Raw genomic sequence first — 21,345 nt, forward strand, 5'->3', positions numbered from 1 at the left:
GCATCCTTGCCAGGGCTTGGCTCAGAATCCTCTGGCGCGCCTGGCAGGACGGTACCCTCTACAATCCAGACAGACACCCCGCCGCAGCTGCCTTGCTCGCCAAAGGTTGACACAGGAAGTCTCATGCGTTCTCCCCAGGCCAGGCTTGTCGCTGGCCTTGCGCTGTCGTACCATTGCTTCTGTTCTCTTTATGTTCGCAGCGATGGCGGCTCCTGTCAACAATCCCGATCACGGTTTTTGTCGTGACTGCCTGACGTTTCAGCGCGGTGAAACGCGCCGCTGCGAACGCTGCGGCAGCCCTCGCCTTGCCCGCCATCCCGAGCTTTACCGGCTGCATCTGGCCCATATCGATTGCGATGCGTTCTACGCGGCCATCGAAAAGCGTGACAACCCGGCGCTCAAGGACAAGCCGCTGATCATTGGCGGCGGCAAGCGCGGCGTCGTCTCCACCGCCTGCTATATCGCGCGCATCCGCGGCGTCCGCTCCGCCATGCCGATGTTCAAGGCGCTCGAAGCCTGCCCCGAGGCGGTCGTGATCGCGCCCAACATGGAAAAATACGTGGCCGTCGGCCGCGAGGTGCGCGCCATGATGCAGGCCTTGACGCCGCTGGTCGAGCCGCTGTCGATCGATGAGGCATTCCTTGATCTCGCCGGCACCGAGCGGCTGCACGGCCTGCCGCCGGCGGTGGTGCTGGCGCGCTTCGCGCTGGCCGTGGAGAAGGAGATCGGCATCACCGTTTCATCTGGCCTGTCCTACTGCAAGTTTCTCGCCAAGATCGCGTCCGACTTCCGCAAGCCGCGCGGCTTCTCCGTCATTGGCGAGGCCGAAGCGGTCGGCTTTCTGGCAACGCAGCCGGTGACCATGATCTGGGGTGTCGGCAAGGCGTTCAACGCCACGCTCGAACAGGATGGCATCCGCACCATCGGCCAGCTTCAAAAGATGGAACGCGGCGACCTGATGCGCCGCTATGGGGTGATGGGCGAACGGCTCTACCGGCTTTCGCGCGGTGAGGATGTCCGCCGCGTCGACCCCGACCAGGACGCCAAGAGCGTATCGGCCGAAACCACTTTCGACACCGACATCGCCTCGCTGGAAGAGCTGGTCTCCGTGCTGAGGGGCCTTTCGGAAAAAGTCTCGGCGCGGCTGAAGAAGTCAGGCATTGCCGGGCGCACCGTCGTGCTGAAGCTGAAGACCCAGGATTTCAAGCTGCGCACGCGCAACCGCCAACTCGGCGACCCGACCCGGCTCGCCGACCGGATCTTTTCGACCGGCGTGGAACTTCTTCGCAAGGAGACGGACGGAACGAAATTTCGATTGCTCGGCATCGGTGTCAGCGACCTCTCTGACGACGATAAGGCCGACCCGCCGGATCTGGTCGATGTCCAGTCGCGCAAGCGCGCCATGGCCGAAGGCGCCATCGATGCGTTGCGCGACAAGTTCGGGCGCAAGGCTGTGCAAACCGGCTACACCTTCGGCAAGGGCCGCGACGGCCATCCACCGGAGCCGCTTGAAGATTGAACCCGATCAGCTGCGCCGAAGATCGATGCGGCTGGTCACAACGCTCTTGCCGGTTTGGGGATCACGGTCGACCACCGTCAAAACAATGCCGTCCGCCCCGTTTTTTTGTACGGTAAGCTGCGCGGTGCGATCGCCATTGACCTCCTTGGCCCAGCGAATGGCGAGGTTTATCGCATTGCCGGAACGGCTTCCGTTCAGCTGCGCCGGTCCGGTGCGCGATCCCACATAGACGCCGCTGTATTTGCCGCCGCTGACCTTCAGACGAGCGCTGATGGCGCGTGTCACCACGATCAGGCCGCGGCAGTTGCCGTCGAGCGACAGCGAGGTTGAGGTCGCGTCCGACTTGAAGCTGCAAGAGACGCTGACGTTCGGCACATCCGTGGTTACCTGGACAGTGCCCTTGCCAGCGAAATTGCCCTTGAACGACTGGAGAAATTTGGTCTCGTCGGCATGAGCCGCGCCCGCAGCAATCACCAGGCAGCCAGCAAGCGCCACTTGCGCGAATCGTCTCATGAAACCCTCCTTGTCGACATGGGAATGCGCGTTTGCACAGCACGGATACTAGGGGGCTCAACGCCCCTGGCCGTATCGGGTTCCGCCCGCAGCATGACTGCACTCAAAGCCTTCGCCGCGACTGGCCCAGAAGAATACATGGACTAGCGATTGCTCCGACAGCCACGGCCTGCGACATAGCGGACATGGCACCCACCCCGTCGATCCCCAAGGCCGCGTTCTGGATGGCGCTGTCGATCACGTCGTTCCTGGCGATGTCCGTCGCCGGCCGCGCCACCACGGCCGAACTCAATGTCTTCCAGGTGCTGGAACTGCGTTCGGTCATCGGCTTCTTCATTCTGCTGCCGCTGGTAATGGCGACAGGTGGGCTTGCCGCGATGCGCACGCAGCGGCCGCTGGCCCATATCGCGCGCAATGTCGTCCACTATAGCGGCCAGGCTGCCTGGCTCTACGCGTTGACGCTCATTCCGCTGGCGGTACTGATCTCGATCGAATTCACCACGCCGATCTGGACGGCGATCCTGGCGGTCACGTTTCTCGGCGAAAGGCTGAGCCGGCCACGGCTCGCGGCGATCGTGCTTGGGCTGATCGGCGTGGTCGTCATCGTGCGTCCAGGCGTCGACTCGGCCGATGTGGGCCATCTGGTCGTGCTGGGCGCGGCGGTCTGTTTCGGCGTTTCGCTGGTGCTGGTCAAGTCGCTGACGCGCACGGACAGCGTCGTGCGGATCATCTTCTGGATGCTGGTCATCCAGTCCGTGGTCGGCCTTGTTCCGGCTCTCTACGAATGGCGCAACCCTTCGCTTGCACTGTGGCCTTGGATCATCCTGATCGGGTTCACCGGCATGTCGTCCCATTTCTGCCTCGCCCGCGCCCTGGCCTATGCCGACGCGACCGTGATCTCGCCGATGGATTTTCTGCGCGTACCGCTGTCGGCATTGATCGGCTGGCTGCTCTATCAGGAGCAGATCGACGCGTTCATCGCCGGCGGCGCATTGCTGATCCTGATGGGCAATTTGCTCAACTTGCAGCGCAAAGCTGTAAAGCCGGCCGAGGTCGCGGCGTCATAGCACTGCCGGTCAGTTCCCTTCGTCTGGAATGTTGAGGACATGGCCGCATGCCTTGCAGTGCACGGCGTCAGGCTCATGCCGCCGCAACCCGCATTGCGGACAGGGAAAGAACACCTTGGCCGGCCGAAAGATCGCCTGCGCCAGCCTGACGAACAGCGATATGCCGATGATCATGGTCACGATCGCCGTCAGCTTGCCGGCGATGCCCGGCAGCACGATGTCGCCGAAGCCGGTTGTCGTCACGGTCGCGACGGTGAAGTAGAGCGCGTCGATGTAGTTTTCCAGTCCGGCACCGTTGCGGAAAAAGAACGTGTAAACGAAACCCGTGATGACAAAGAGAAAGGTCAACAGGTTGATGACCGCATGGCTTGCCTCGCGCCAGGGTCGCAGGCCACGCATCTCGAAATGCCGCCAGATCGAACCGCTGCGCGACAGCGACCACAGCCGCAGAATTCGCAGAAAGCCGAGACTTGCGAGCGCCGCCGGCATCAGCAGCGTCAGAAGGATGAAGGCATCCACCCAGAAGGTCGGCTGCTTCATCAGGCGCAGCATGTCGTTGGAGGCCAGCAGCCTGGCAATCAGATCGGCGGCGACCAGAGCCGCCACGCCATAGTCCAGCCACAGAAACGAGGCCGACTGCTGGATGACCGGCGTGGCGATGAAAAAGGCGATGATGGCGAGGTCGATGATGACGGCCACCAGCTGGAACCGGAACGCGGCCGGCGAGCGCCCATGATAGAGCCTGCGCAGCATGTCGCGTAGACGCGCCGTCGCGGAATGATCCTGCGATGCGCGCGTCCCCTTGGCCTTCATGCCGGCATGAGCGGCAGGTGCCGGCCCGCGGGGTGCCGCCTGGCAAGCGCGCAGATCACACCAGCTCCACTTCGACCACGCCCGGCACGGCGCGCATCGCCGAGGCGATCTGCGGCGAGACACGGTAGCCGCCATTCAGGGCAATCTCGACCTCGCTCTGCGCCTCTTCCTTGATCACGATAATGCTGACCTGGCTTTCCCCGCGCTGGGTGAGCTGGGATTGGATGATCGAGGCAGGCCCCTCGTTCCTGACGAAAATGCGCAGAGCCTTCTGGATGCGGCTTGCTTCGTCCTCCAGCGATTGGACGGAGTTGATGCGCAGGTTGACACCCTCGGGCCTGTCCTCCGCCGCGACAGTGATGACAACGGAGCGGCCGGCTTCGAGGAGATCGCGATACTGGGCCAATCCTTCTGAAAACAACACGGCCTCGTACTGGCCGGAGGTGTCGGAAAAGGCCACCACGCCCATCTTGTTGCCGGTGCGCGTCTTGCGCTCCTGCTTGCTGGTGACGGTGCCGGCAAGCCGGCCGGCGGAAGCGCCGCGCTTGACGGCAGCGGAGAACTCCGCCCAGTTCTGCACCCGCATCTTCTGCAGCGCCGCCTTGTACTCGTCGAGCGGATGGGCCGAGAGATAGAAGCCGACGACCTGGAATTCGCGGTGCAGGCGGTCGGCGGCGAGCCAGGGATCGGTCGCCGGCAAATTGAGCGCCTGCGACTGGGCGCCGAGCGAGGCGCCGAAGATATCGGCCTGACCCGAAACGGCGTTCTGCTGGGCGAGCGACGCAAGTCCCATCATCCGCTCGACGCCAGCCAGCATCTGGGCGCGATCATGGCCGAAGCAGTCGAGCGCGCCGGCCATGATCAGGCTTTCGAAAACCCGCTTGCCGACGATCTTCGGGTCGACCCTCTCGCAGAAATCGGCCAGGCTCTTGAACGGCTTTTCGCCGCGAACGGCGACGATGTGCTCCACGGCGGCATCGCCGACGCCCTTGAGCGCGGCCATCGAGTAATAGATGCGGTTCTCGCCGACCTCGAAGGGACGGAAACTCGTCATCACCGACGGCGCCAGGACCTCGATGCCGAGGCGCAGCGCATCCTGGCGGAAGTCGGCGAGCTTGTCGGTGTTGCCCATGTCGAGTGTCATCGACGCCGCCAGGAACTCGACCGGATAATGCGCCTTGAGATAGGCGGTCTGGTACGAGACGACGGCGTAGGCGGCGGCGTGCGACTTGTTGAAACCATAGTCGGCGAACTTGGCCAGCAGGTCGAAAATGAAGTCGGCTTGCGGCTTTGCCACGCCGCGCTCGACCGCGCCGGAGACAAAGCGTTCGCGCTGCTTGTCCATCTCGGCGCGGATCTTCTTGCCCATGGCGCGGCGCAGAAGGTCGGCTTCGCCAAGCGAATAGCCGGACAGCTCCTGCGCGATCTGCATCACCTGTTCCTGGTAGACGATGACGCCTTGCGTCTCCTTTACCAGATGGTCGATCTTGGGATGGATCGAGGCCATCTCCTCCTCGCCATGCTTTCTGGCGTTGTAGGTCGGGATGTTTTCCATCGGGCCCGGCCGGTAGAGCGCGACCAGCGCGATGATGTCCTCGATGCAGTCCGGCCGCATGCCGATCAGCGCCTTGCGCATGCCAGCACTTTCCACCTGGAACACGCCGACAACCTCGCCGCGCGACAGCATGGCGTAGGTCTCGGGATCGTCGAGCGGAATCGTCGCGAGGTCGATGTCGATGCCGCGGCGGCGGATCAACTTCACCGCCGTCTCCAGCACCGTCAGCGTCTTCAGGCCGAGGAAGTCGAACTTCACCAGCCCGGCCTGCTCGACATATTTCATGTTGAACTGGGTGACCGGCATGTCCGAGCGCGGATCACGGTACATCGGCACCAGTTCCGACAAAGGTCGGTCGCCAATAACGATGCCGGCGGCGTGCGTGGAGGCATGGCGGTAGAGGCCCTCCAGCTTTTGCGCCATGTCGAGCAGCGTCTGGACGATCGGCTCCTTCTCGGCCTCCTCGGCAAAGCGCGGCTCGTTGGCGATGGCGTCGGCGAGCTTGACCGGATTGGCCGGGTTCTGCGGCACCATCTTGGAGAGCTTGTCGACCTGGCCATAGGGCATCTGCAGCACGCGGCCGACGTCGCGCAGCACGGCGCGCGCCTGCAGCGTACCGAAAGTGATGATCTGGCCGACCTGGTCGCGGCCATATTTCTGCTGGACGTAGCGGATCACCTCTTCGCGGCGGTCCTGGCAGAAATCGATGTCGAAGTCGGGCATCGACACGCGATCCGGATTGAGGAAGCGTTCGAACAGAAGCGAGAAGCGCAGCGGATCGATGTCGGTGATGGTGGTGGAATAGGCGACCAGCGAACCGGCGCCCGAACCACGCCCCGGCCCGACCGGAATGCCTTGCGCCTTGGCCCATTTGATGAAGTCGGCAACGATCAGGAAGTAGCCGGGGAATTTCATCTTCTCGATGATGCCAAGCTCGAATTCGAGCCGCTCACGATATTGCTCGACCGTGTAGCCCGGGGTCGGCCCATGCAGGGCAAGCCGTGCATCGAGCCCTTCGCGCGCCTGGCGGGCCAATTCCTCGGCCTCGGCCTTTTCGGCCGCGTCCTTGTCGGAGGCATCGCCGCCGGTGAAACGCGGCAGGATCGGGCTGCGCGTTTTCGGATAATAGGAGCAGCGCAGCGCGATCTCGATCGTGTTGTCGATCGCTTCCGGCAGGTCGGCGAACAATTTCGCCATATCGGCCTGGCTGCGCAGGAAATTGTCCGGCGACAGCCGGCGGCGGGTGTCGACGGCGACGACCGAACCCTCGGCGATGGCGATCAACGCATCGTGCGCCTCATATTCATCGCGCGAAGAGAAGAAGGCCTCGTTGGTGGCAACCAGCGGCAGTTCATGGGAATAGGCGAGATCGATCGAGGATTTCTCGATCATCCGGTCGTAACCCGAAACCCGGTCCAGCTCGACATAGAGGCGGTCGCCGAACATCGTCTTGAGAGTGACTAGTCGCGCCTCGGCAAGATCGCGGCGATCTTCCTTCAGGGCTATGCCGATCGGGCCGCGCGGCCCGCCACTGAGACAAATCAGGCCGTCACATTGGCCGTCCATCATTTCGGTGGTCAGGTGCACCGCTTCACCGGGCGGCGTTTCGAGATAAACGCGGCTGACCAGCCGGACGAGATTGGAATAGCCGGCTTCAGTGGCCGCGAGCAGCACGACCGGCCGCATATCGGGGCCTTGCCGACGGCGGTCACGCTGGCCATCGCTGTTCTCGCCCGAGAAGGCGAGCGCGATCTGGCAGCCGATGATCGGCTGAATGCCGTCCTTCACCGCCTTTTGCGCGAATTCCAGCGCACCAAACAGATTGTTGGTGTCTGTGACGGCGATGGCCGGCGCCTCGTCTTTCACCGCGTGGCCAACGATCTTGCCAAGCTGAAGCGCGCCCTCCAGCAGCGAATAGGCCGAGTGCACGCGCAAATGGACGAACGGCCGCGCCGGCACCTCCGGCCGCGCGACCGCGATCGCGGCTTCGCGCTTCAGGGGATCGCGTGGAAGTCTGTCATCCGCCATGGTTTGTCGCGCTGTCCGTAAGGCTTGAGTCGATGGAGATGTATTGTCCGGGACCGGGCGATACCAGTCCAGCACAAACGACTACTGACCACAGGCTTCCAGCCGCTCAGGCGAACTCCATGATCACAGCGTCGACAGCCAGGCTATCGCCGGGCTTGGCGTTGAGTTTCGCCACGACCAGATCGCGCTCGGCGCGCAGCACGTTTTCCATCTTCATCGCCTCGACCACGGCCAAGGTCTCGCCGGCCTTGACCTCCTGGCCTTCGGCAACGGCGATCGACACGACAAGCCCCGGCATCGGGCAGAGCAGAAGTTTCGACGTATCCGGCGCCACTTTGTCCGGCATCAGCCGTTCCAATTCGGCGGTGCGCGGCAGCATGGCGCGCGCGGTCACCGACATGCCTTTCCAGGCGATGCGAAGGCCATTGGCGACAGGCCGGATCTGGGCGGCAACCCTGCGCTTGCCGACCGTGCCGCGCCAGATGAGGTCACCCGGCCGCCAGTCGGACGAAACGGTCAGTGCCTTGCAGCCATCGATGGACAGGTCGATTTCCATCGGGATGGAAATCATGCCTTCAATGATAGAAACCGGCAGATAATCTTCGCCGATCTTCACCACCCAGTCGCGCTTGAGCGCTCCCGAATGCAGCGCCAGCCGCCCGCCCAGCCGGTCGAGACGGTCGCGGCGCAGCAGTTCCACGGCGGTGACGATCGATGCCAGCACGGCCCTTTCCTCGCTGTTCGGCACGACGGGGGCAAAACCGTCGGGATATTCCTCCGCGATGAAGCCGGTCGATATCTCTCCTTTCCGCCAGCGCGGATGCTGCATCAGCGCCGCCAGGAACGGTATGTTGTGCTCGATGCCGTCGACGACAAAGCTGTCCAGCGCTTCCGACATGGCATCTATGGCCTCGAGCCGCGTCGGCGCCCAGGTACACAGCTTGGCGAGCATCGGATCGTAGAACATCGAGATTTCCGAGCCTTCGGTGACACCGGTGTCGTTGCGGATGACGATGTCGCCGAACTGTCCTTCCTCCGGCGGCCGGTAGCGCGTCAGCCGGCCGATCGACGGCAGGAAATTGCGATAGGGATCCTCGGCGTAGAGCCGGCTTTCCACCGCCCAACCATTCAGCTTCACGTCGCTCTGCTTGATGGCGAGTTTCTCGCCGGCGGCGACGCGGATCATCTGCTCGACCAGATCGATGCCGGTGACGAGCTCGGTCACCGGATGTTCGACCTGCAATCGTGTATTCATTTCAAGGAAATAGAAGTTTTTGTCCTTGTCGACGATGAATTCGACGGTGCCGGCGCTCTGGTAATCGACGGCCTTGGCCAGCGCCACCGACTGCTCGCCCATCGCCTTGCGCGTCTTGGCATCGAGGAATGGCGACGGCGCCTCTTCCGCCACCTTCTGGTTGCGGCGCTGGATCGAGCATTCGCGTTCGCCGAGATAGAGCGCATTGCCATGCGCGTCGGCCAGCACCTGGATCTCGATATGACGTGGGTCGACGACGAACTTTTCGATGAAGACGCGGTCGTCGCCGAACGAACTCTTGGCTTCCGAGCGCGCCCGGTCAAACCCGTCGCGCACTTCCGACTTGTCCCAGGCGATGCGCATGCCTTTGCCGCCACCACCGGCCGACGCCTTAATCATCACGGGATAGCCGATTTCGCCGGCGATCTTTTCGGCATGGTCTGCATTTTCGATGACGCCAAGCCAGCCCGGAACCGTCGAAACCTCAGCGGCGTTGGCGAACTTCTTCGATTCGATCTTGTCGCCCATCGCCTTGATCGCCTTGGGCTTCGGGCCGATGAAGACGATGCCTTCCGCTTCCAGCGCTTCGCAGAACGCGGCTCGCTCGGACAGGAAGCCATAGCCCGGATGCACGGCCTGGGCGCCGGTCGCCTTGCAGGCGGCGATGATCTTTTCAGGAACGAGATAACTCTGCGCGGCGGGCGACGGTCCGATATGCACCGCCTCGTCGGCCATTTCGACATGCACGGCATCGCGATCGGCATCGGAATAGACGGCGACGGTGGCGATGCCCATCTTGCGCGCCGTCCTGATGACGCGGCAGGCGATCTCGCCACGATTGGCGATCAGGATCTTGGTGAACATGCGGGTAGAATTCCCCTCCGGCAGACGGTTCAGTTCTATGGACTATGTCGCCAGGTCTCAAGTGCCGCGGTGGACGACATGAGGGGCGCCCCTCCCGACGCGCCGTCGCGCTCCCTGGCGAGCCGGGCTGGTTTTCGAGCGGTGTGCTATCTGCGCCAACAAAGCCGCGATTTCGTCTCATCTGACTGTTGAAGAGCGGGCCAAAACCTGAAAGCCTGCACAAAAACCGCCTTTGGAGGAATGCCCGATGAAAACCCGCGCCGCTGTTGCTGTCGCCGCCGGAAAGCCGCTGGAGATCATGGAGGTCGACCTCGAGGGACCGCGCGATGGCGAGGTGCTGGTCGAAATCAAGGCGACCGGCATCTGCCACACCGACGAGTTCACGCTGTCGGGCGCCGACCCCGAAGGCATCTTCCCGGCCATTCTCGGTCATGAAGGCGCCGGCGTCGTCGTCGATGTCGGCAGGGGCGTCACCTCGGTCAAGAAGGGTGACCACGTCATCCCGCTCTATACGCCGGAATGCCGGCAGTGTCCGTCTTGCCTGTCGAGGAAGACAAATCTTTGCACCGCCATCCGCGCCACGCAGGGCCAGGGCCTGATGCCGGACGGCTCGTCGCGTTTCTCGATCGGCAAGGACAAGATTTTTCACTATATGGGCTGTTCGACCTTCTCCAACTTCACGGTGCTGCCCGAGATCGCGGTCGCCAAGGTCAATCCGGACGCCCCCTTCGACAAGATCTGCTACATCGGCTGCGGCGTCACCACCGGCATCGGTGCCGTCATCAACACCGCCAAGGTCGAGCAAGGCGCAACATCAGTGGTCTTCGGCCTCGGCGGTATCGGCCTCAATGTCATCCAGGGCCTGAAGCTTGCCGGCGCCGATATGATCATCGGTGTCGATTTGAACAACGACAAGAAGGCCTGGGGCGAGCGATTCGGAATGACGCATTTCGTCAATCCGAAGGAGATCGACGGCGACATCGTCCCTCACCTCGTCAACATGACCAAGCGCGGTGCCGACCAGATCGGCGGCGCCGACTACACGTTCGACTGCACCGGCAACACCAAGGTGATGCGCCAGGCGCTGGAAGCTTCGCATCGCGGCTGGGGCAAGTCGGTCGTCATCGGCGTCGCCGGCGCCGGCCAGGAGATTTCGACACGGCCGTTCCAGCTGGTCACCGGTCGCAGTTGGATGGGCACCGCCTTCGGCGGCGCACGCGGTCGCACGGACGTGCCGAAGATCGTCGACTGGTACATGGACGGCAAGATCCAGATCGACCCGATGATCACCCACACGCTGAAGCTCGAGGACATCAACAGGGGATTCGACCTCATGCATGAGGGCAAGTCGATCCGGAGTGTCGTGGTTTACTGAAGACGGCCACACGCCGCCGGCCATCCGGCCAGCGACCCCTGTGGTGAAACATGGCCCATAACTGAAATAGGGAGGAAAGAAAAATGGCGGAAAAACTGCATCCGAAAATCGACAATGGGCTGCCCAGGGAAAGCGCGAGCTTTGCCGGCGGCACGCTGGTCTGCGCCTGCACCAGCAAGCCGGTGAAGGTGAAGGTCAAGGGCCAGATCGCCCACAACCACGCCTGCGGCTGCACCAAATGCTGGAAGCCCGAAGGAGCTATATTCTCGGTGGTGGCGGTTGCCGGTACCGGCGATGTCACGGTCACCGAGAACGGCAACAAGCTGAAGGTGGTCGACCCCTCAGCGCTGATCCAGCGTCATGCCTGCACCCAATGCGGCGTCCACATGCATGGACCGGTCGAGCGCGATCATCCGTTCAAGGGCCTGTCCTTCATTCACCCCGAGCGCTTCGAGGAAGACGGCTGGTCGCCTCCAGGCTTCACCGCCTTTGTCTCGTCGATCATCGAATCGGGTGTCGACCCGAGCCGCATGGACGGCATTCGCGGCAGGCTGAAGACAATCGGCCTGGAGCCTTACGATTGCCTCAACCCTGGCCTGATGGATTACATTGCCACCTGGACGGCGAAGAAGTCCGGCGCCTTGCCGGCCTGATCACCATAAGATTTTCAGGTAGGGGCCGGATACATTTCCGGCCCCTGCTCGTTTCTGGAGAGACAATGCCCGCACCCGCCATCTACGTCGACGCCGACGCTTGCCCGGTCAAGGCCGAGGTAGAAAAGGTCGCTGAACGCCTTGGCGTCGTCGTCACTTACGTCTCCAATGGCGGCCTGCGTCCGTCGCGCGACCCGATGATCCGCAATGTCGTGGTCTCCAAGAGCGCCGACGCCGCCGATGACTGGATCGTCAAGAACGCCAAGCCCAACGACATCGTGGTGACGGCGGACATTCCGCTTGCCGCACGTACGGTGGCGCTCGGCGCCCATGTGCTGGGACCGACCGGGCGGCCATTCACGCCCGAGACGATCGGCATGGCGGTGGCGATGCGCGACCTCAAGCAGCACCTGCGCGAGACCGGCGAGAGCAAGGGCTACAATGCCAGTTTCGCGCCGCAGGACCGCTCCCGGTTTCTCGGCGAACTCGACCGTATCTTGCGGCGGGCGCTGAAATCCGTCACACCGGAGTAGCAACCACGCGCCATCCAGGTGGAGACCGCCATGGCCGCCGAAACCCCGATCGAGAAACCGATGCAGCGCCATATGCTGTTCGCGGTGTCGGCCTGTATCGGTGCGTTTGCGCTGCTTGTGGCGTTGCTGCTGCACGCCCCGCTCGCCTATTCGATCGGCGCCAACGCATTTTTTGCCGCTTACGTCGTTCTTGTCGTCAGTCAGATGCCCAAGTTCACCGGCAAATATCTCAGCAAGAACGCACGCGCCACCGACCAGCCGGTTCTGGTCATCTTCGCGGTGACGCTCATTGTTGTCGGCGTTGCGCTTATCTCGCTGTTCCTGCTGATCAATCGGAAGGATGGGGATCACCCGATCGAACTCGGCTTCGCACTGCTGTCGATCCCGCTCGGCTGGTTCACCATCCATGCCATGGCGGCGCTCCATTATGCCCATGTCTACTGGATGGACGGCGACGCGGTCGACACCGGCACCAATAAGAAGATCCCGGTCGGTGGCCTGCTGTTCCCGGGCGACAGACGCCCGGAGGGCTGGGATTTCCTCTACTTCTCGACCGTCATCGGCATGACGGCGCAGACCGCCGACACCAACATCTCGACGACGCATATGCGTTGTGTCGTGCTTGTCCACTCGATCCTGTCATTCTTCTTCAACACGGTCATCGTCGCCGCGGCCGTCAATCTCGCCGTCAGCCTGGGCGGTCCGTCCATAATAAATCCGTGATCGGATGAAACATCGGTTTGGATCGCGACGTATCAGGAGGACAATGAACACGTAGGACAAGCCGCAAGGCCGGGAGACCAGACAAGATGGAATCGGTTGCCAGAAGCCAATCCGAAATTGGACCGGGTCTCCCCGCTTCAAAAGAGAAACCATTGATCTACCGGCAGTCGAGCTGGACGCGGCTGACACACTGGCTCTGGGCCATCTCCTTGTTTTTCATGCTGCTTTCCGGCCTGCAGATTTTCAATGCCCGGCCTCAGCTCTACATCGGCAAGCAATCCGGCTTCGCCTACAACAACACCGTTTTCGCCATAGGCGCCGAAAACACCAATGCCGGGCCGCGCGGTTACACCGAAATCTTCGGGCACCGTTTCGACACGACAGGTGTCCTCGGCTGGTCGGGTCCGGCAGGTAACGAGACGGCGCGCGGTTTCCCATCCTGGGCGACGATCCCCTCCTACTATGATCTCGGCACCGCCCGCGTCATCCATTTCTTCTTTGCCTGGATACTGACGACGACATTGATCGTCTGGCTGGTCGCCAGCCTGATCAACGGCCACATCCGCCGCGATCTGGCGCCGCGCCTGGATGACCTCAAACGCTTGCCGCGGGACATCGCCAATCACGCCAGGCTGAAATTCCACCACACGCGCGAATACAACACGCTGCAGAAAATGGCCTATGGCGGCGTTCTGTTCGTGCTATTGCCGCTGATGATCATCACCGGCCTCGCCATGTCGCCGAGCATGAATTCGGTGCTGCCGTTCCTCAATGAATTGCTTGGCGGACGGCAGACCGCCCGCACCATCCATTTCACCGTCATGGTTCTGCTGGTCGCCTTCTTCATCATTCACGTCCTGATGATTGTGGCCGCCGGGCCAATCAACGAACTGCGTTCGATCATCACCGGCTGGTACCGCACCGATCCTCCCGTGCATGACGACAAAACGCCCGAGAGGAGTGCCTGAAATGACGAAATTTCAGATCAGCCGCCGGAAATTCCTGACCACAGCCAGCCTCGGCGCTTCCGGCGTCATGCTGTCGGGCTGCGACGCCTTCGACAGTCAGCTCAGCATCGGCAGCGGCCTGCGCAGTTTCCTCGAAAATGCCAACGGCCTGACCCACAGGGCACAGCGGTTGCTCGGCGGCGGCAATTCGCTGGCGCCGGAATTCACCGAGGCAGATATCCGCCAGCCGCAACGGCCGAACGGCGTGACCGCGCCCGATGACGACACCTACAAGAACCTGCTCGCCAACAACTTCTCCGACTGGCGTCTGGAGGTTTCAGGCCTCGTGGAAAAGCCGCTGTCGCTTACCCGCGAGCAACTGATGAACATGCCGAGCCGCACCCAGATCACCCGTCACGACTGCGTCGAAGGCTGGAGTTGCATCGCCAAGTGGACCGGCACGCCGCTGGCGCTGGTGCTCGACCAGGCGGTGGTCAAGCCGCAGGCGCGCTATGTCATGTTCCATTGCCTCGACACGATCGACCGCAGCCTGTCGGGCGACATCAAATACTACGGCACCATCGACCTGATCGACGCTCGTCATCCCCAAACGATCCTCGCCTATGGCCTGAACAGCAAGCCGCTGCCGGTCGAGAACGGCGCGCCGCTGCGTGTCCGCGTCGAGCGCCAGCTCGGCTACAAGATGCCGAAATATCTCTACAAGATCGAACTGGTCGACGGCTTCGCCAATGTCGGCGGCGGCCGCGGCGGCTATTGGGAAGACAATGGCTACGACTGGTATGGCGGCATCTGATGGTCCCCGCATACAGGCCGAGCACGACCTGTCGCCCGTCGAATTGAGTTCGCTCGAGGAACGTCTCCATCGCGACAATCGGCGTGTGACGGACCGCGACGATGACCAAGGGCTGACCTTTGTCATCCGCGATGATGCGGGACACGCGATCGGAATTGCCGCCGGCTATTCCTGGGCGCGCGCGTCCGAGCTCACATTGATGTGGATTGACGAGGCTCACCGCGGTCGCGGCTACGCAAGGCAACTGCTCGAGGCTTTTGTCGCCGAGGCCGCGGATCGCGGCGTCAAGAAGATCTGGGTCTCCAGCCACGACTTCCAGGCACCAGGCCTCTATGAAAAGGCTGGCTTCAAGCGGATGGCCGAATTGGCGGGATGGCCCGAAGGCCATTTCAATATCATTCTTTGCAGAACGATAGCAGCGGACGGTGCGGCTTAGGCAACCTTGTCGAGCAACGGTTTCAGCGCCGGATGGATTTCCGGCGAGGCATGCTTGATCAGGGTCAGCAATGCGCGCTCATTCTCGTACAAAGGCCGGTCCGCCCCGATATGCTCGATTAGCCATCCGGCTTCACCGGCATCGATCGTCTCGGCCCGACGGGCCAACGCCTCGGCTGCCCTGTTCCTGGCTTCCCATTCGGTCTCTACGTCCTCAGGAGACCGGTAGGCCTCTATGATGCCGGCAAGGCCGCCGGAGACCATGCGGCTGAAAAAACCGCCGATTTCCGGATCGGCATGATCGAGGAAGGTTTCCTGGCGCAGCGCCACCTCGCGGGTAGGGGCCTCGTAACCGGCCGAGCACATGACGAAATTGGCGATCGCCTTGACGAACAGGTCGTTCCAGAACGGATCGTTGTTGGCCTGGGCTGTCCGCTCGTTGATCCTGAACAGCACCTCGGTCTCGGCCCGGGTGATGGCGATGTTGCCGTCGCCGCCATGGGCATGGAGGATACGGCGCAGAAGCTCGACTTCGGCCTTGGCGATCAATCCGGGCACCAGCGCACCGCCGAGCATCAGCGGTCCCTTGCCGTCGACGACGGCGTGGGCGACCTGCTCCAGCGCGTAGACGCAAAGCCGGCTCGGCGAGGATTTCGCCTCTTCCAGCACATGGACCAGCAATTCGAGTTCGGTCCGGCTGTCGACCAAGCCGTCGCGCGAAATCGTGCGGACCAGCCAGTCGGCATTCTCCTGCGAAATGTAGCCCGAGGGCTTTTCCTGGTGGACGATGTAGTCGGTGACCGCCTCGACGAAGAACGGTGCCCATTCAGCGCATTTGTCTCGCGCCGTCTGGTCGAGCGCGAACAACGCGTCGGCTTCGCCCCGGGTCACCACCCCGTCGGCGAACACGTCGCGGCGCAGCATTACGACATCCTCTGAAGCGATGCGGTTCTTCGAAGTCAGCCCCGCCACCGCAGCGCTCATGATCAATTCGCCCATCTGTCGCCCCCGTCCGCACCAACGCGTCACATCGGCCTGCTATATCAGGAGTGTCTTGAAAAACCGGCAAACGGCGTGGTTAGCGAAGACTTGTCAGAACAATGTCGCTGGGAGGTGACAAGGTGTCGCCGACGGGCTATGGATGGCGCGTCGAGGGCTCAAGGTTTGAGTCCTACCTGTTTGCGGGAGAGAGCAGCGAGAGCTGCCGCCGAAGGGGAAATCGCTCGAAATCTCTCAGGCAAAAGAACCGTAGACGGGAAAGACACTCTGGAAAGTCGGGGCTTGCCCCCGCGCCGAAGGTGTAAGCGCCGCTGACAGAGTTCCGGCTGCGCGAGTCTCTCAGGCTTCAGACAGAGGGGCACGGACTGGTCGCCCTTCGCGGCCGATTGCGTGCGACTCTGGAGACGACATGACGGGCGACGACAGACACCTTCCCCTCGAAGATATCCATGCAGCGGCCGGTGCGCGCTTCGGCGCCTTTGCCGGCTGGTCGATGCCGCTGACCTATCCGGCCGGCGTCATGAAGGAGCATCTTCACACCCGCGAACATGCGGGCCTGTTCGACATCTCGCACATGAAGCTGTTCGAGGTCAGCGGGCCAGACGCCGTCGCGCTGCTCGACCGCGCCTGCCCACTAGACGCCGGCGCGCTGGAAATTTCGCAATCCAAGCTGACCTTCTTCCTCAATGAGGCGGGCGGCATTCTGGATGATCTGATCGTCACCCGGCTCGGCGATACGAGGTTCATGGTGGTCGCCAACGCCGGCAACGCCGTCGCCGACGAAAAGCATTTGCGCGCGCTGGCAGCCGATTTTGATATAAAGGTCGAGCCTCTCGATCGCGTCTTCCTGGCCATCCAGGGTCCCGAAGCCTGGGCGGCACTGTCCCGCGCCGGCCTCGAAACCGGCTCGCTGCTGTTCATGCGCGGCATCGAGCCGCGAAAGAACTGGTTCATGAGCCGGTCCGGTTACACCGGCGAAGACGGTTTCGAGATCGGCCTGCCGGAGGCCGATGCAAGAGAACTCGTCGCCAAGCTGCTCGAGGACGAGCGTGTGCTCTGGATCGGTCTTGCCGCGCGCGACAGTCTGCGGCTGGAGGCAGGCCTCTGCCTGCACGGTCAAGACATCACGCCGGAAACCGACCCGGCCGCGGCGGCGCTTATGTGGGCAATCCCGAAAGAGATCCGAGCCTCAGGCACCTTCATCGGCGCCGATGCCTTGCGCGCCGTCGTGGAACGAGGCCCGGCGCAAAAGCGCGTCGGGCTGAAACCGCAGGGTCGCCAGCCGGTGCGTGCCGGCGCTTCTCTGTTTGACACCGACGGCAACCCCGTCGGCCATGTCACATCGGGCGGTTTTGGCCCCTCGGCCGGCCATCCGGTCGCCATGGGCTATGTCGCCACCCCGCTGGCCAAGCCCGGAACGCGGGTCTTCGCCGATGTGCGCGGCACGAAGATCCCGATCGATGTCAGTTCCCTGCCCTTCATTCCTCATCGCTACCGCAAAGGATAGACCCATGGCAAAGATCTATTTCACCGCCGATCACGAATGGCTCAGCGTCGAGGGCGGCATCGCCACGGTCGGCATCACCGACTACGCGCAGGAGCAGCTCGGCGATCTCGTCTTCGTGGAACTGCCGGAAACGGGAAAGAAGCTCGCCAAGGGCGATACCGCCGTCGTGGTCGAATCCGTCAAGGCGGCCTCCGACGTCTACGCGCCGGTCGATGGCGAGATCACCGAGGCCAACGGCACGCTGTCGTCCGACCCATCGCTGGTCAACTCGGCGGCAACCGGCGCCGGTTGGCTGTGGAAGATGAAGCTCGCCGACGAAAGCCAACTCGCCAGCCTCATGGATGAGGCCGCCTACAAAGCCCATATCGCCTGACATCAGGAATTTACTGACATGACCGCAGCACCCTACCCCTTCTCGGCCCGCCACATCGGCCCCGGCCTTGCCGACGTCAGAGCCATGCTCGCCGTCCTCGGTGTTACCTCGGTCGAGACGCTGATCAGCCAGGCCGTGCCGAGATCGATCCGCCTCGACCAGCCGCTGGCCCTGCCGGCGCCGGCCAGCGAAGCCGAAGCGCTCGCCGAATTGTCGACGATCATGGCAAGGAATACCGTGCTGAAGAGTTTTATCGGCGCCGGTTACCATGGCGTCCACGTGCCGCCGGTCATCCAGCGCAATCTGTTCGAGAATCCGGCCTGGTACACCGCCTACACGCCCTACCAGGCCGAGATCAGCCAGGGCCGGCTCGAAATGCTGTTCAACTTCCAGACGCTGGTCACGGAACTGACCGGCCTGCCGGTGGCATCGGCTTCATTGCTCGACGAGGCAACAGCGGTCGCCGAAGCGGTCGGCATCGCGCTGCGCCACCACCGCGACAAGCGCACCAAGGTGGCACTCGCCGGCACGCCGCACCCGCAGACGCTGGATGTGGTGCGCACCCGCGCCGAGCCGCTCGGCATCGAGATCGACGGCGAGACGATCGACGACAACACCGCAGCCCTGCTCGTCTCCTGGCCGGACACTTTTGGCGTCTATGGCGACCACAAGGCGGCGATCGAAAAAGCGCGCGCCACCGGCGCCATTATCGTCTTCATCGCCGACCCGCTTGGCCTGACGCTGACCGACGCGCCGGCGAAACTCGGCGCCGACATTGCCGTCGGCCCGATGCAGCGCTTCGGCGTGCCGATGGGCTTTGGCGGCCCACACGCCGCCTATTGCGCCGTCTCCGACAAGCTGACACGGCTGATGCCCGGCCGCCTGGTCGGTCAGTCGACCGACAGCAAGGGCCGTCCCGGCTATCGCCTTGCCTTGCAGACGCGCGAACAGCATATCCGCCGCGACAAGGCGACGTCCAACATCTGCACCGCGCAGGCGCTGCTTGCCAACATGGCGACCGCATACGCCATCTGGCATGGCCCGGCGGGCCTGCAGGCGATCGCCGGGCACATCCATGCACTGGCCAACCGCCTGGCGAGCGGCCTCAAGGCCGCGGGTGTATCGGTGCTCGGCTCCAGCCGTTTCGATACGGTGACGGTGGAGGTCAAAGGCAAGGCCGCCCGGATCGCCGCCGCCGCCGAAAAGACCGGCCGGCTGCTGCGTGTGCTCGACGCCGACCATGTCGGCATCAGTTTCGACGAGACGTCGACCGATGCCGATCTCGAGGCGATCGCGGCTCTGTTCGACGCCAAGGCTGCTTCTTCCGCCGACAGCACGGTGCCCGGCGAGCCGCGCGGCAAGGAGTTTTTGACCCAGCCGGTCTTCCATGAGAACAAGTCGGAAACCGAGATGATGCGTTTCCTGCGCCGGCTGGCCGACAAGGACCTGGCGCTCGACCGCGCCATGATCCCTCTGGGCTCCTGCACCATGAAGCTCAACGCCGCGGCGGAAATGATGCCGGTGAGCTGGCCGGAAATCGCCAATTTGCATCCCTTCGCGCCATCAGCGCATTCGGCCGGCTACCGCGCCATGATCGGCGAACTGGAGGGCTGGCTGTCGGAGATCACCGGCTTCGACGCCGTGACGTTGCAGCCCAATGCCGGCAGCCAGGGCGAATATGCCGGGCTGCTCGCCATCCGCGCCTATCACCGCTCGCGCGGTGAGGGTCATCGCACCGTCTGCCTGATCCCCTCCTCCGCGCATGGCACCAATCCGGCGAGTGCCGCGATGGCCGGCATGAGCGTCGTCGTCGTGCGCTGCCTGGAAGACGGCAACATCGACATGGACGATATGCGCGCCAAGGCCAACGAGCATTCCAGGAATCTCGCGGCGCTGATGTTCACCTATCCATCCACGCATGGCGTCTACGAGGAAGGCGCGCGCCACCTCTGCGCGCTCATCCATGAGCATGGCGGCCAGGTCTATTTCGACGGCGCCAACCTCAATGCCCTGGTCGGACTTGCCCGTCCGGGCGACATCGGCGCCGACGTTTGCCACATGAACCTGCACAAGACCTTCTGCATCCCGCATGGCGGCGGCGGACCGGGCGTCGGTCCGATCGGCGTCAGGGCGCATCTGAAACCCTATCTGCCCGGCCATGTCACCGAAGGCTCGGCGCATGCCGTGGCCGCCGCTCCCTTCGGCAGCGCTTCCATCCTGCCGATCACCTGGATGTACATCCGCATGATGGGCGCTTCCGGCCTGAAGCAGGCGACCGAGACGGCGATCGTGTCCGCCAACTACGTGGCGACGCGGCTCGCGCCGCACTTCCCGCTGCTTTACAAGGGCAGGAGCGATCGTGTCGCCCATGAATGCATTCTCGATACCCGCGTGCTCAAGGAGAGCGCCGGCATCAGCGTCGAGGACATCGCCAAGCGCCTGATCGACTATGGTTTCCACGCGCCGACCATGTCGTTTCCGGTCGCCGGCACGCTGATGGTCGAGCCGACCGAGTCCGAACCCAAGCGCGAGCTGGACCGCTTCTGCGAGGCCATGATCGCCATTGCCGGCGAGGCGGCGAAAGTGACCAAAGGCGAATGGCCTTTGGCCGACAATCCGCTGGTCAACGCCCCGCATACATCGGCTGAGGCGCTGGCCGGTCAATGGAACCACCCTTACTCGCGCCTCGAGGCGGCCTATCCCGCCGGCGACGCCGACATAGCGGCAAAGTACTGGCCGCCGGTATCGCGCATCGACAATGTCGCGGGAGACCGCAACCTGGTCTGCTCCTGCCCGCCGCTGTCGGACTATCTGGGTGCGGCCGAATAGCTACGCGGAGCGCAAGGCCGGTTTGACCGGGTCGGCCTTGTCCATCCCTTTGCGGCTGATGACGCAATTTCGCCCCGCACGCTTGGCGGCATAGAGCATGGAGTCGGCCCTGGCCAGCACCTCGTCGAGGGTGCTGCCGTCGGCTTCGCCGAATCCAATCCCGCCGCTGACCGTGCTGCGCAAGGGACCGAGCGGGGTGGGCACGATTTCCGTGCCGAAAGCGACGCCGATCTTGCTGGCAAGATCATAGGCGCGCTCTTCCGTCATCCTCGACATGACGATCGCGAACTCCTCGCCGCCCAGGCGAAAGGCGTCGACCCCGGTCCTGGCATATTTCCTGATGACGGCGGCGAAGCGGCAAAGGACCTGATCCCCGACCGGGTGTCCATAGATGTCGTTCGTCCGCTTGAAGTGATCTAGGGCGTAGTGACGATTTAACGGGTTGGGATTCCCAAGGAAGGGCAAATCAGATTCAACGCTGATTTTTGGAGGTCAGCGATGGACTGCGATGCGCTTCGAGAGGATCAGTGGGAACGGATCAAG

The 21,345-nt window shown here is 63.2% G+C and carries 18 protein-coding genes and 1 riboswitch; of the genes, 12 read left to right on the plus strand and 6 right to left on the minus strand.

What is annotated here, in order from left to right; all coding sequences use genetic code 11:
* The first annotated feature begins 190 nt into the window (after nt 1-190).
* A complete protein-coding gene (locus O7A61_RS21805) occupies nt 191-1,519 on the plus strand; it encodes a DNA polymerase IV (RefSeq protein WP_337131558.1) in 1,329 nt (442 codons plus the stop codon).
* Between the two features lie 6 nt (nt 1,520-1,525).
* Here the strand turns inward: O7A61_RS21805 and O7A61_RS21810 are convergent, their stop codons facing one another.
* Nucleotides 1,526-2,032, minus strand: coding sequence for a hypothetical protein (locus O7A61_RS21810; protein WP_337131559.1), 507 nt, complete (start codon nt 2,030-2,032; stop codon nt 1,526-1,528).
* Between the two features lie 185 nt (nt 2,033-2,217).
* Between O7A61_RS21810 and O7A61_RS21815 the strand changes: the two genes are divergently transcribed.
* Nucleotides 2,218-3,099: a DMT family transporter gene (locus O7A61_RS21815; RefSeq protein WP_337131560.1), complete on the plus strand. Its 882-nt coding sequence runs from the start codon at nt 2,218-2,220 to the stop codon at nt 3,097-3,099.
* A gap of 9 nt (nt 3,100-3,108) precedes the next feature.
* Here the strand turns inward: O7A61_RS21815 and O7A61_RS21820 are convergent, their stop codons facing one another.
* From O7A61_RS21820 to O7A61_RS21830, 3 genes are all read right to left on the minus strand, one after another.
* Nucleotides 3,109-3,912: a potassium channel family protein gene (locus O7A61_RS21820; RefSeq protein ID WP_337131561.1), complete on the minus strand. Its 804-nt coding sequence runs from the start codon at nt 3,910-3,912 to the stop codon at nt 3,109-3,111.
* A 55-nt stretch (nt 3,913-3,967) separates the two neighbouring features.
* Nucleotides 3,968-7,495, minus strand: coding sequence for a DNA polymerase III subunit alpha (gene dnaE, locus O7A61_RS21825; protein ID WP_337131562.1), 3,528 nt, complete (start codon nt 7,493-7,495; stop codon nt 3,968-3,970).
* 106 nt (nt 7,496-7,601) lie between these two features.
* Nucleotides 7,602-9,614 (minus strand): acetyl/propionyl/methylcrotonyl-CoA carboxylase subunit alpha, encoded by a 2,013-nt coding sequence (locus O7A61_RS21830; RefSeq protein ID WP_337131563.1) that lies wholly within the window; start codon nt 9,612-9,614, stop codon nt 7,602-7,604.
* A gap of 247 nt (nt 9,615-9,861) precedes the next feature.
* Between O7A61_RS21830 and O7A61_RS21835 the strand changes: the two genes are divergently transcribed.
* From O7A61_RS21835 to O7A61_RS21865, 7 genes are all read left to right on the plus strand, one after another.
* Nucleotides 9,862-10,989 carry an S-(hydroxymethyl)glutathione dehydrogenase/class III alcohol dehydrogenase gene (locus O7A61_RS21835; RefSeq protein WP_337131564.1) on the plus strand — a complete coding sequence of 376 codons (1,128 nt, stop codon included), beginning with the start codon at nt 9,862-9,864 and terminating at the stop codon, nt 10,987-10,989.
* An 83-nt stretch (nt 10,990-11,072) separates the two neighbouring features.
* A complete protein-coding gene (gfa, locus tag O7A61_RS21840; RefSeq protein ID WP_337131565.1) occupies nt 11,073-11,642 on the plus strand; it encodes an S-(hydroxymethyl)glutathione synthase in 570 nt (189 codons plus the stop codon).
* A gap of 65 nt (nt 11,643-11,707) precedes the next feature.
* Nucleotides 11,708-12,175 carry a YaiI/YqxD family protein gene (locus tag O7A61_RS21845; RefSeq protein WP_337131566.1) on the plus strand — a complete coding sequence of 156 codons (468 nt, stop codon included), beginning with the start codon at nt 11,708-11,710 and terminating at the stop codon, nt 12,173-12,175.
* Nucleotides 12,176-12,205: 30 nt separating this feature from the next.
* Nucleotides 12,206-12,898, plus strand: a complete 693-nt coding sequence (locus O7A61_RS21850) for a DUF1345 domain-containing protein (protein ID WP_027144996.1) — start codon at nt 12,206-12,208, stop codon at nt 12,896-12,898.
* A gap of 86 nt (nt 12,899-12,984) precedes the next feature.
* Nucleotides 12,985-13,866 carry a cytochrome b/b6 domain-containing protein gene (locus tag O7A61_RS21855; RefSeq protein WP_337131568.1) on the plus strand — a complete coding sequence of 294 codons (882 nt, stop codon included), beginning with the start codon at nt 12,985-12,987 and terminating at the stop codon, nt 13,864-13,866.
* 1 nt (nt 13,867) lies between these two features.
* Entirely contained in the window at nt 13,868-14,659 is a 792-nt protein-coding gene (locus O7A61_RS21860) for a molybdopterin-binding protein (RefSeq protein WP_337131569.1), read from the plus strand.
* Nucleotides 14,595-15,095, plus strand: a complete 501-nt coding sequence (locus O7A61_RS21865; RefSeq protein ID WP_337131570.1) for a GNAT family N-acetyltransferase — start codon at nt 14,595-14,597, stop codon at nt 15,093-15,095. Before O7A61_RS21860 ends, O7A61_RS21865 begins: the two co-directional genes overlap by 65 nt.
* Here the strand turns inward: O7A61_RS21865 and O7A61_RS21870 are convergent.
* On the minus strand, nt 15,092-16,093 hold the full coding sequence (locus O7A61_RS21870) for a hypothetical protein (protein ID WP_337131571.1): 1,002 nt from the start codon (nt 16,091-16,093) through the stop codon (nt 15,092-15,094). The two genes, O7A61_RS21865 and O7A61_RS21870, sit on opposite strands and share 4 nt — an antisense overlap.
* A gap of 173 nt (nt 16,094-16,266) precedes the next feature.
* Nucleotides 16,267-16,353, plus strand: a riboswitch (glycine riboswitch).
* Nucleotides 16,354-16,502: 149 nt separating this feature from the next.
* Here O7A61_RS21870 and gcvT point away from each other — a divergent pair.
* The 3 genes from gcvT to gcvP are packed head-to-tail and all read left to right on the plus strand — an operon-like array spanning nt 16,503 to nt 20,802.
* Nucleotides 16,503-17,600, plus strand: a complete 1,098-nt coding sequence (gcvT, locus tag O7A61_RS21875) for a glycine cleavage system aminomethyltransferase GcvT (protein WP_337131572.1) — start codon at nt 16,503-16,505, stop codon at nt 17,598-17,600.
* A gap of 4 nt (nt 17,601-17,604) precedes the next feature.
* The gene (gene gcvH, locus O7A61_RS21880) at nt 17,605-17,973 is read left to right on the plus strand and encodes a glycine cleavage system protein GcvH (protein ID WP_149905505.1); all 369 of its coding nucleotides are present in this window, start codon (nt 17,605-17,607) and stop codon (nt 17,971-17,973) included.
* Between the two features lie 18 nt (nt 17,974-17,991).
* On the plus strand, nt 17,992-20,802 hold the full coding sequence (gcvP, locus tag O7A61_RS21885) for an aminomethyl-transferring glycine dehydrogenase (RefSeq protein ID WP_337131573.1): 2,811 nt from the start codon (nt 17,992-17,994) through the stop codon (nt 20,800-20,802).
* On the opposite strand, the gene O7A61_RS21890 is transcribed toward gcvP, so the two are convergent.
* Entirely contained in the window at nt 20,803-21,267 is a 465-nt protein-coding gene (locus tag O7A61_RS21890; protein WP_337131574.1) for a GGDEF domain-containing protein, read from the minus strand.
* Between the last annotated feature and the right edge of the window lie 78 nt (nt 21,268-21,345).

This window comes from Mesorhizobium sp. Cs1321R2N1 (genome assembly GCF_037179725.1).
Lineage (GTDB): Bacteria > Pseudomonadota > Alphaproteobacteria > Rhizobiales > Rhizobiaceae > Mesorhizobium > Mesorhizobium salmacidum.

Coding starts and splice junctions, on each gene's coding strand:
- O7A61_RS21815 (WP_337131560.1), top strand. CDS start 2,218: ATGGCACCCACCCCGTCGATCCCCAAGGCCGCGTTCTGGATGGCGCTG.
- gcvP (WP_337131573.1), top strand. CDS start 17,992: ATGACCGCAGCACCCTACCCCTTCTCGGCCCGCCACATCGGCCCCGGC.
- gfa (WP_337131565.1), top strand. CDS start 11,073: ATGGCGGAAAAACTGCATCCGAAAATCGACAATGGGCTGCCCAGGGAA.
- O7A61_RS21845 (WP_337131566.1), top strand. CDS start 11,708: ATGCCCGCACCCGCCATCTACGTCGACGCCGACGCTTGCCCGGTCAAG.
- O7A61_RS21870 (WP_337131571.1), bottom strand. CDS start 16,093: ATGGGCGAATTGATCATGAGCGCTGCGGTGGCGGGGCTGACTTCGAAG.
- dnaE (WP_337131562.1), bottom strand. CDS start 7,495: ATGGCGGATGACAGACTTCCACGCGATCCCCTGAAGCGCGAAGCCGCG.
- gcvT (WP_337131572.1), top strand. CDS start 16,503: ATGACGGGCGACGACAGACACCTTCCCCTCGAAGATATCCATGCAGCG.
- O7A61_RS21860 (WP_337131569.1), top strand. CDS start 13,868: ATGACGAAATTTCAGATCAGCCGCCGGAAATTCCTGACCACAGCCAGC.
- O7A61_RS21835 (WP_337131564.1), top strand. CDS start 9,862: ATGAAAACCCGCGCCGCTGTTGCTGTCGCCGCCGGAAAGCCGCTGGAG.
- O7A61_RS21865 (WP_337131570.1), top strand. CDS start 14,595: ATGTCGGCGGCGGCCGCGGCGGCTATTGGGAAGACAATGGCTACGACT.
- O7A61_RS21850 (WP_027144996.1), top strand. CDS start 12,206: ATGGCCGCCGAAACCCCGATCGAGAAACCGATGCAGCGCCATATGCTG.
- gcvH (WP_149905505.1), top strand. CDS start 17,605: ATGGCAAAGATCTATTTCACCGCCGATCACGAATGGCTCAGCGTCGAG.
- O7A61_RS21830 (WP_337131563.1), bottom strand. CDS start 9,614: ATGTTCACCAAGATCCTGATCGCCAATCGTGGCGAGATCGCCTGCCGC.
- O7A61_RS21805 (WP_337131558.1), top strand. CDS start 191: ATGTTCGCAGCGATGGCGGCTCCTGTCAACAATCCCGATCACGGTTTT.
- O7A61_RS21820 (WP_337131561.1), bottom strand. CDS start 3,912: ATGAAGGCCAAGGGGACGCGCGCATCGCAGGATCATTCCGCGACGGCG.
- O7A61_RS21810 (WP_337131559.1), bottom strand. CDS start 2,032: ATGAGACGATTCGCGCAAGTGGCGCTTGCTGGCTGCCTGGTGATTGCT.
- O7A61_RS21855 (WP_337131568.1), top strand. CDS start 12,985: ATGGAATCGGTTGCCAGAAGCCAATCCGAAATTGGACCGGGTCTCCCC.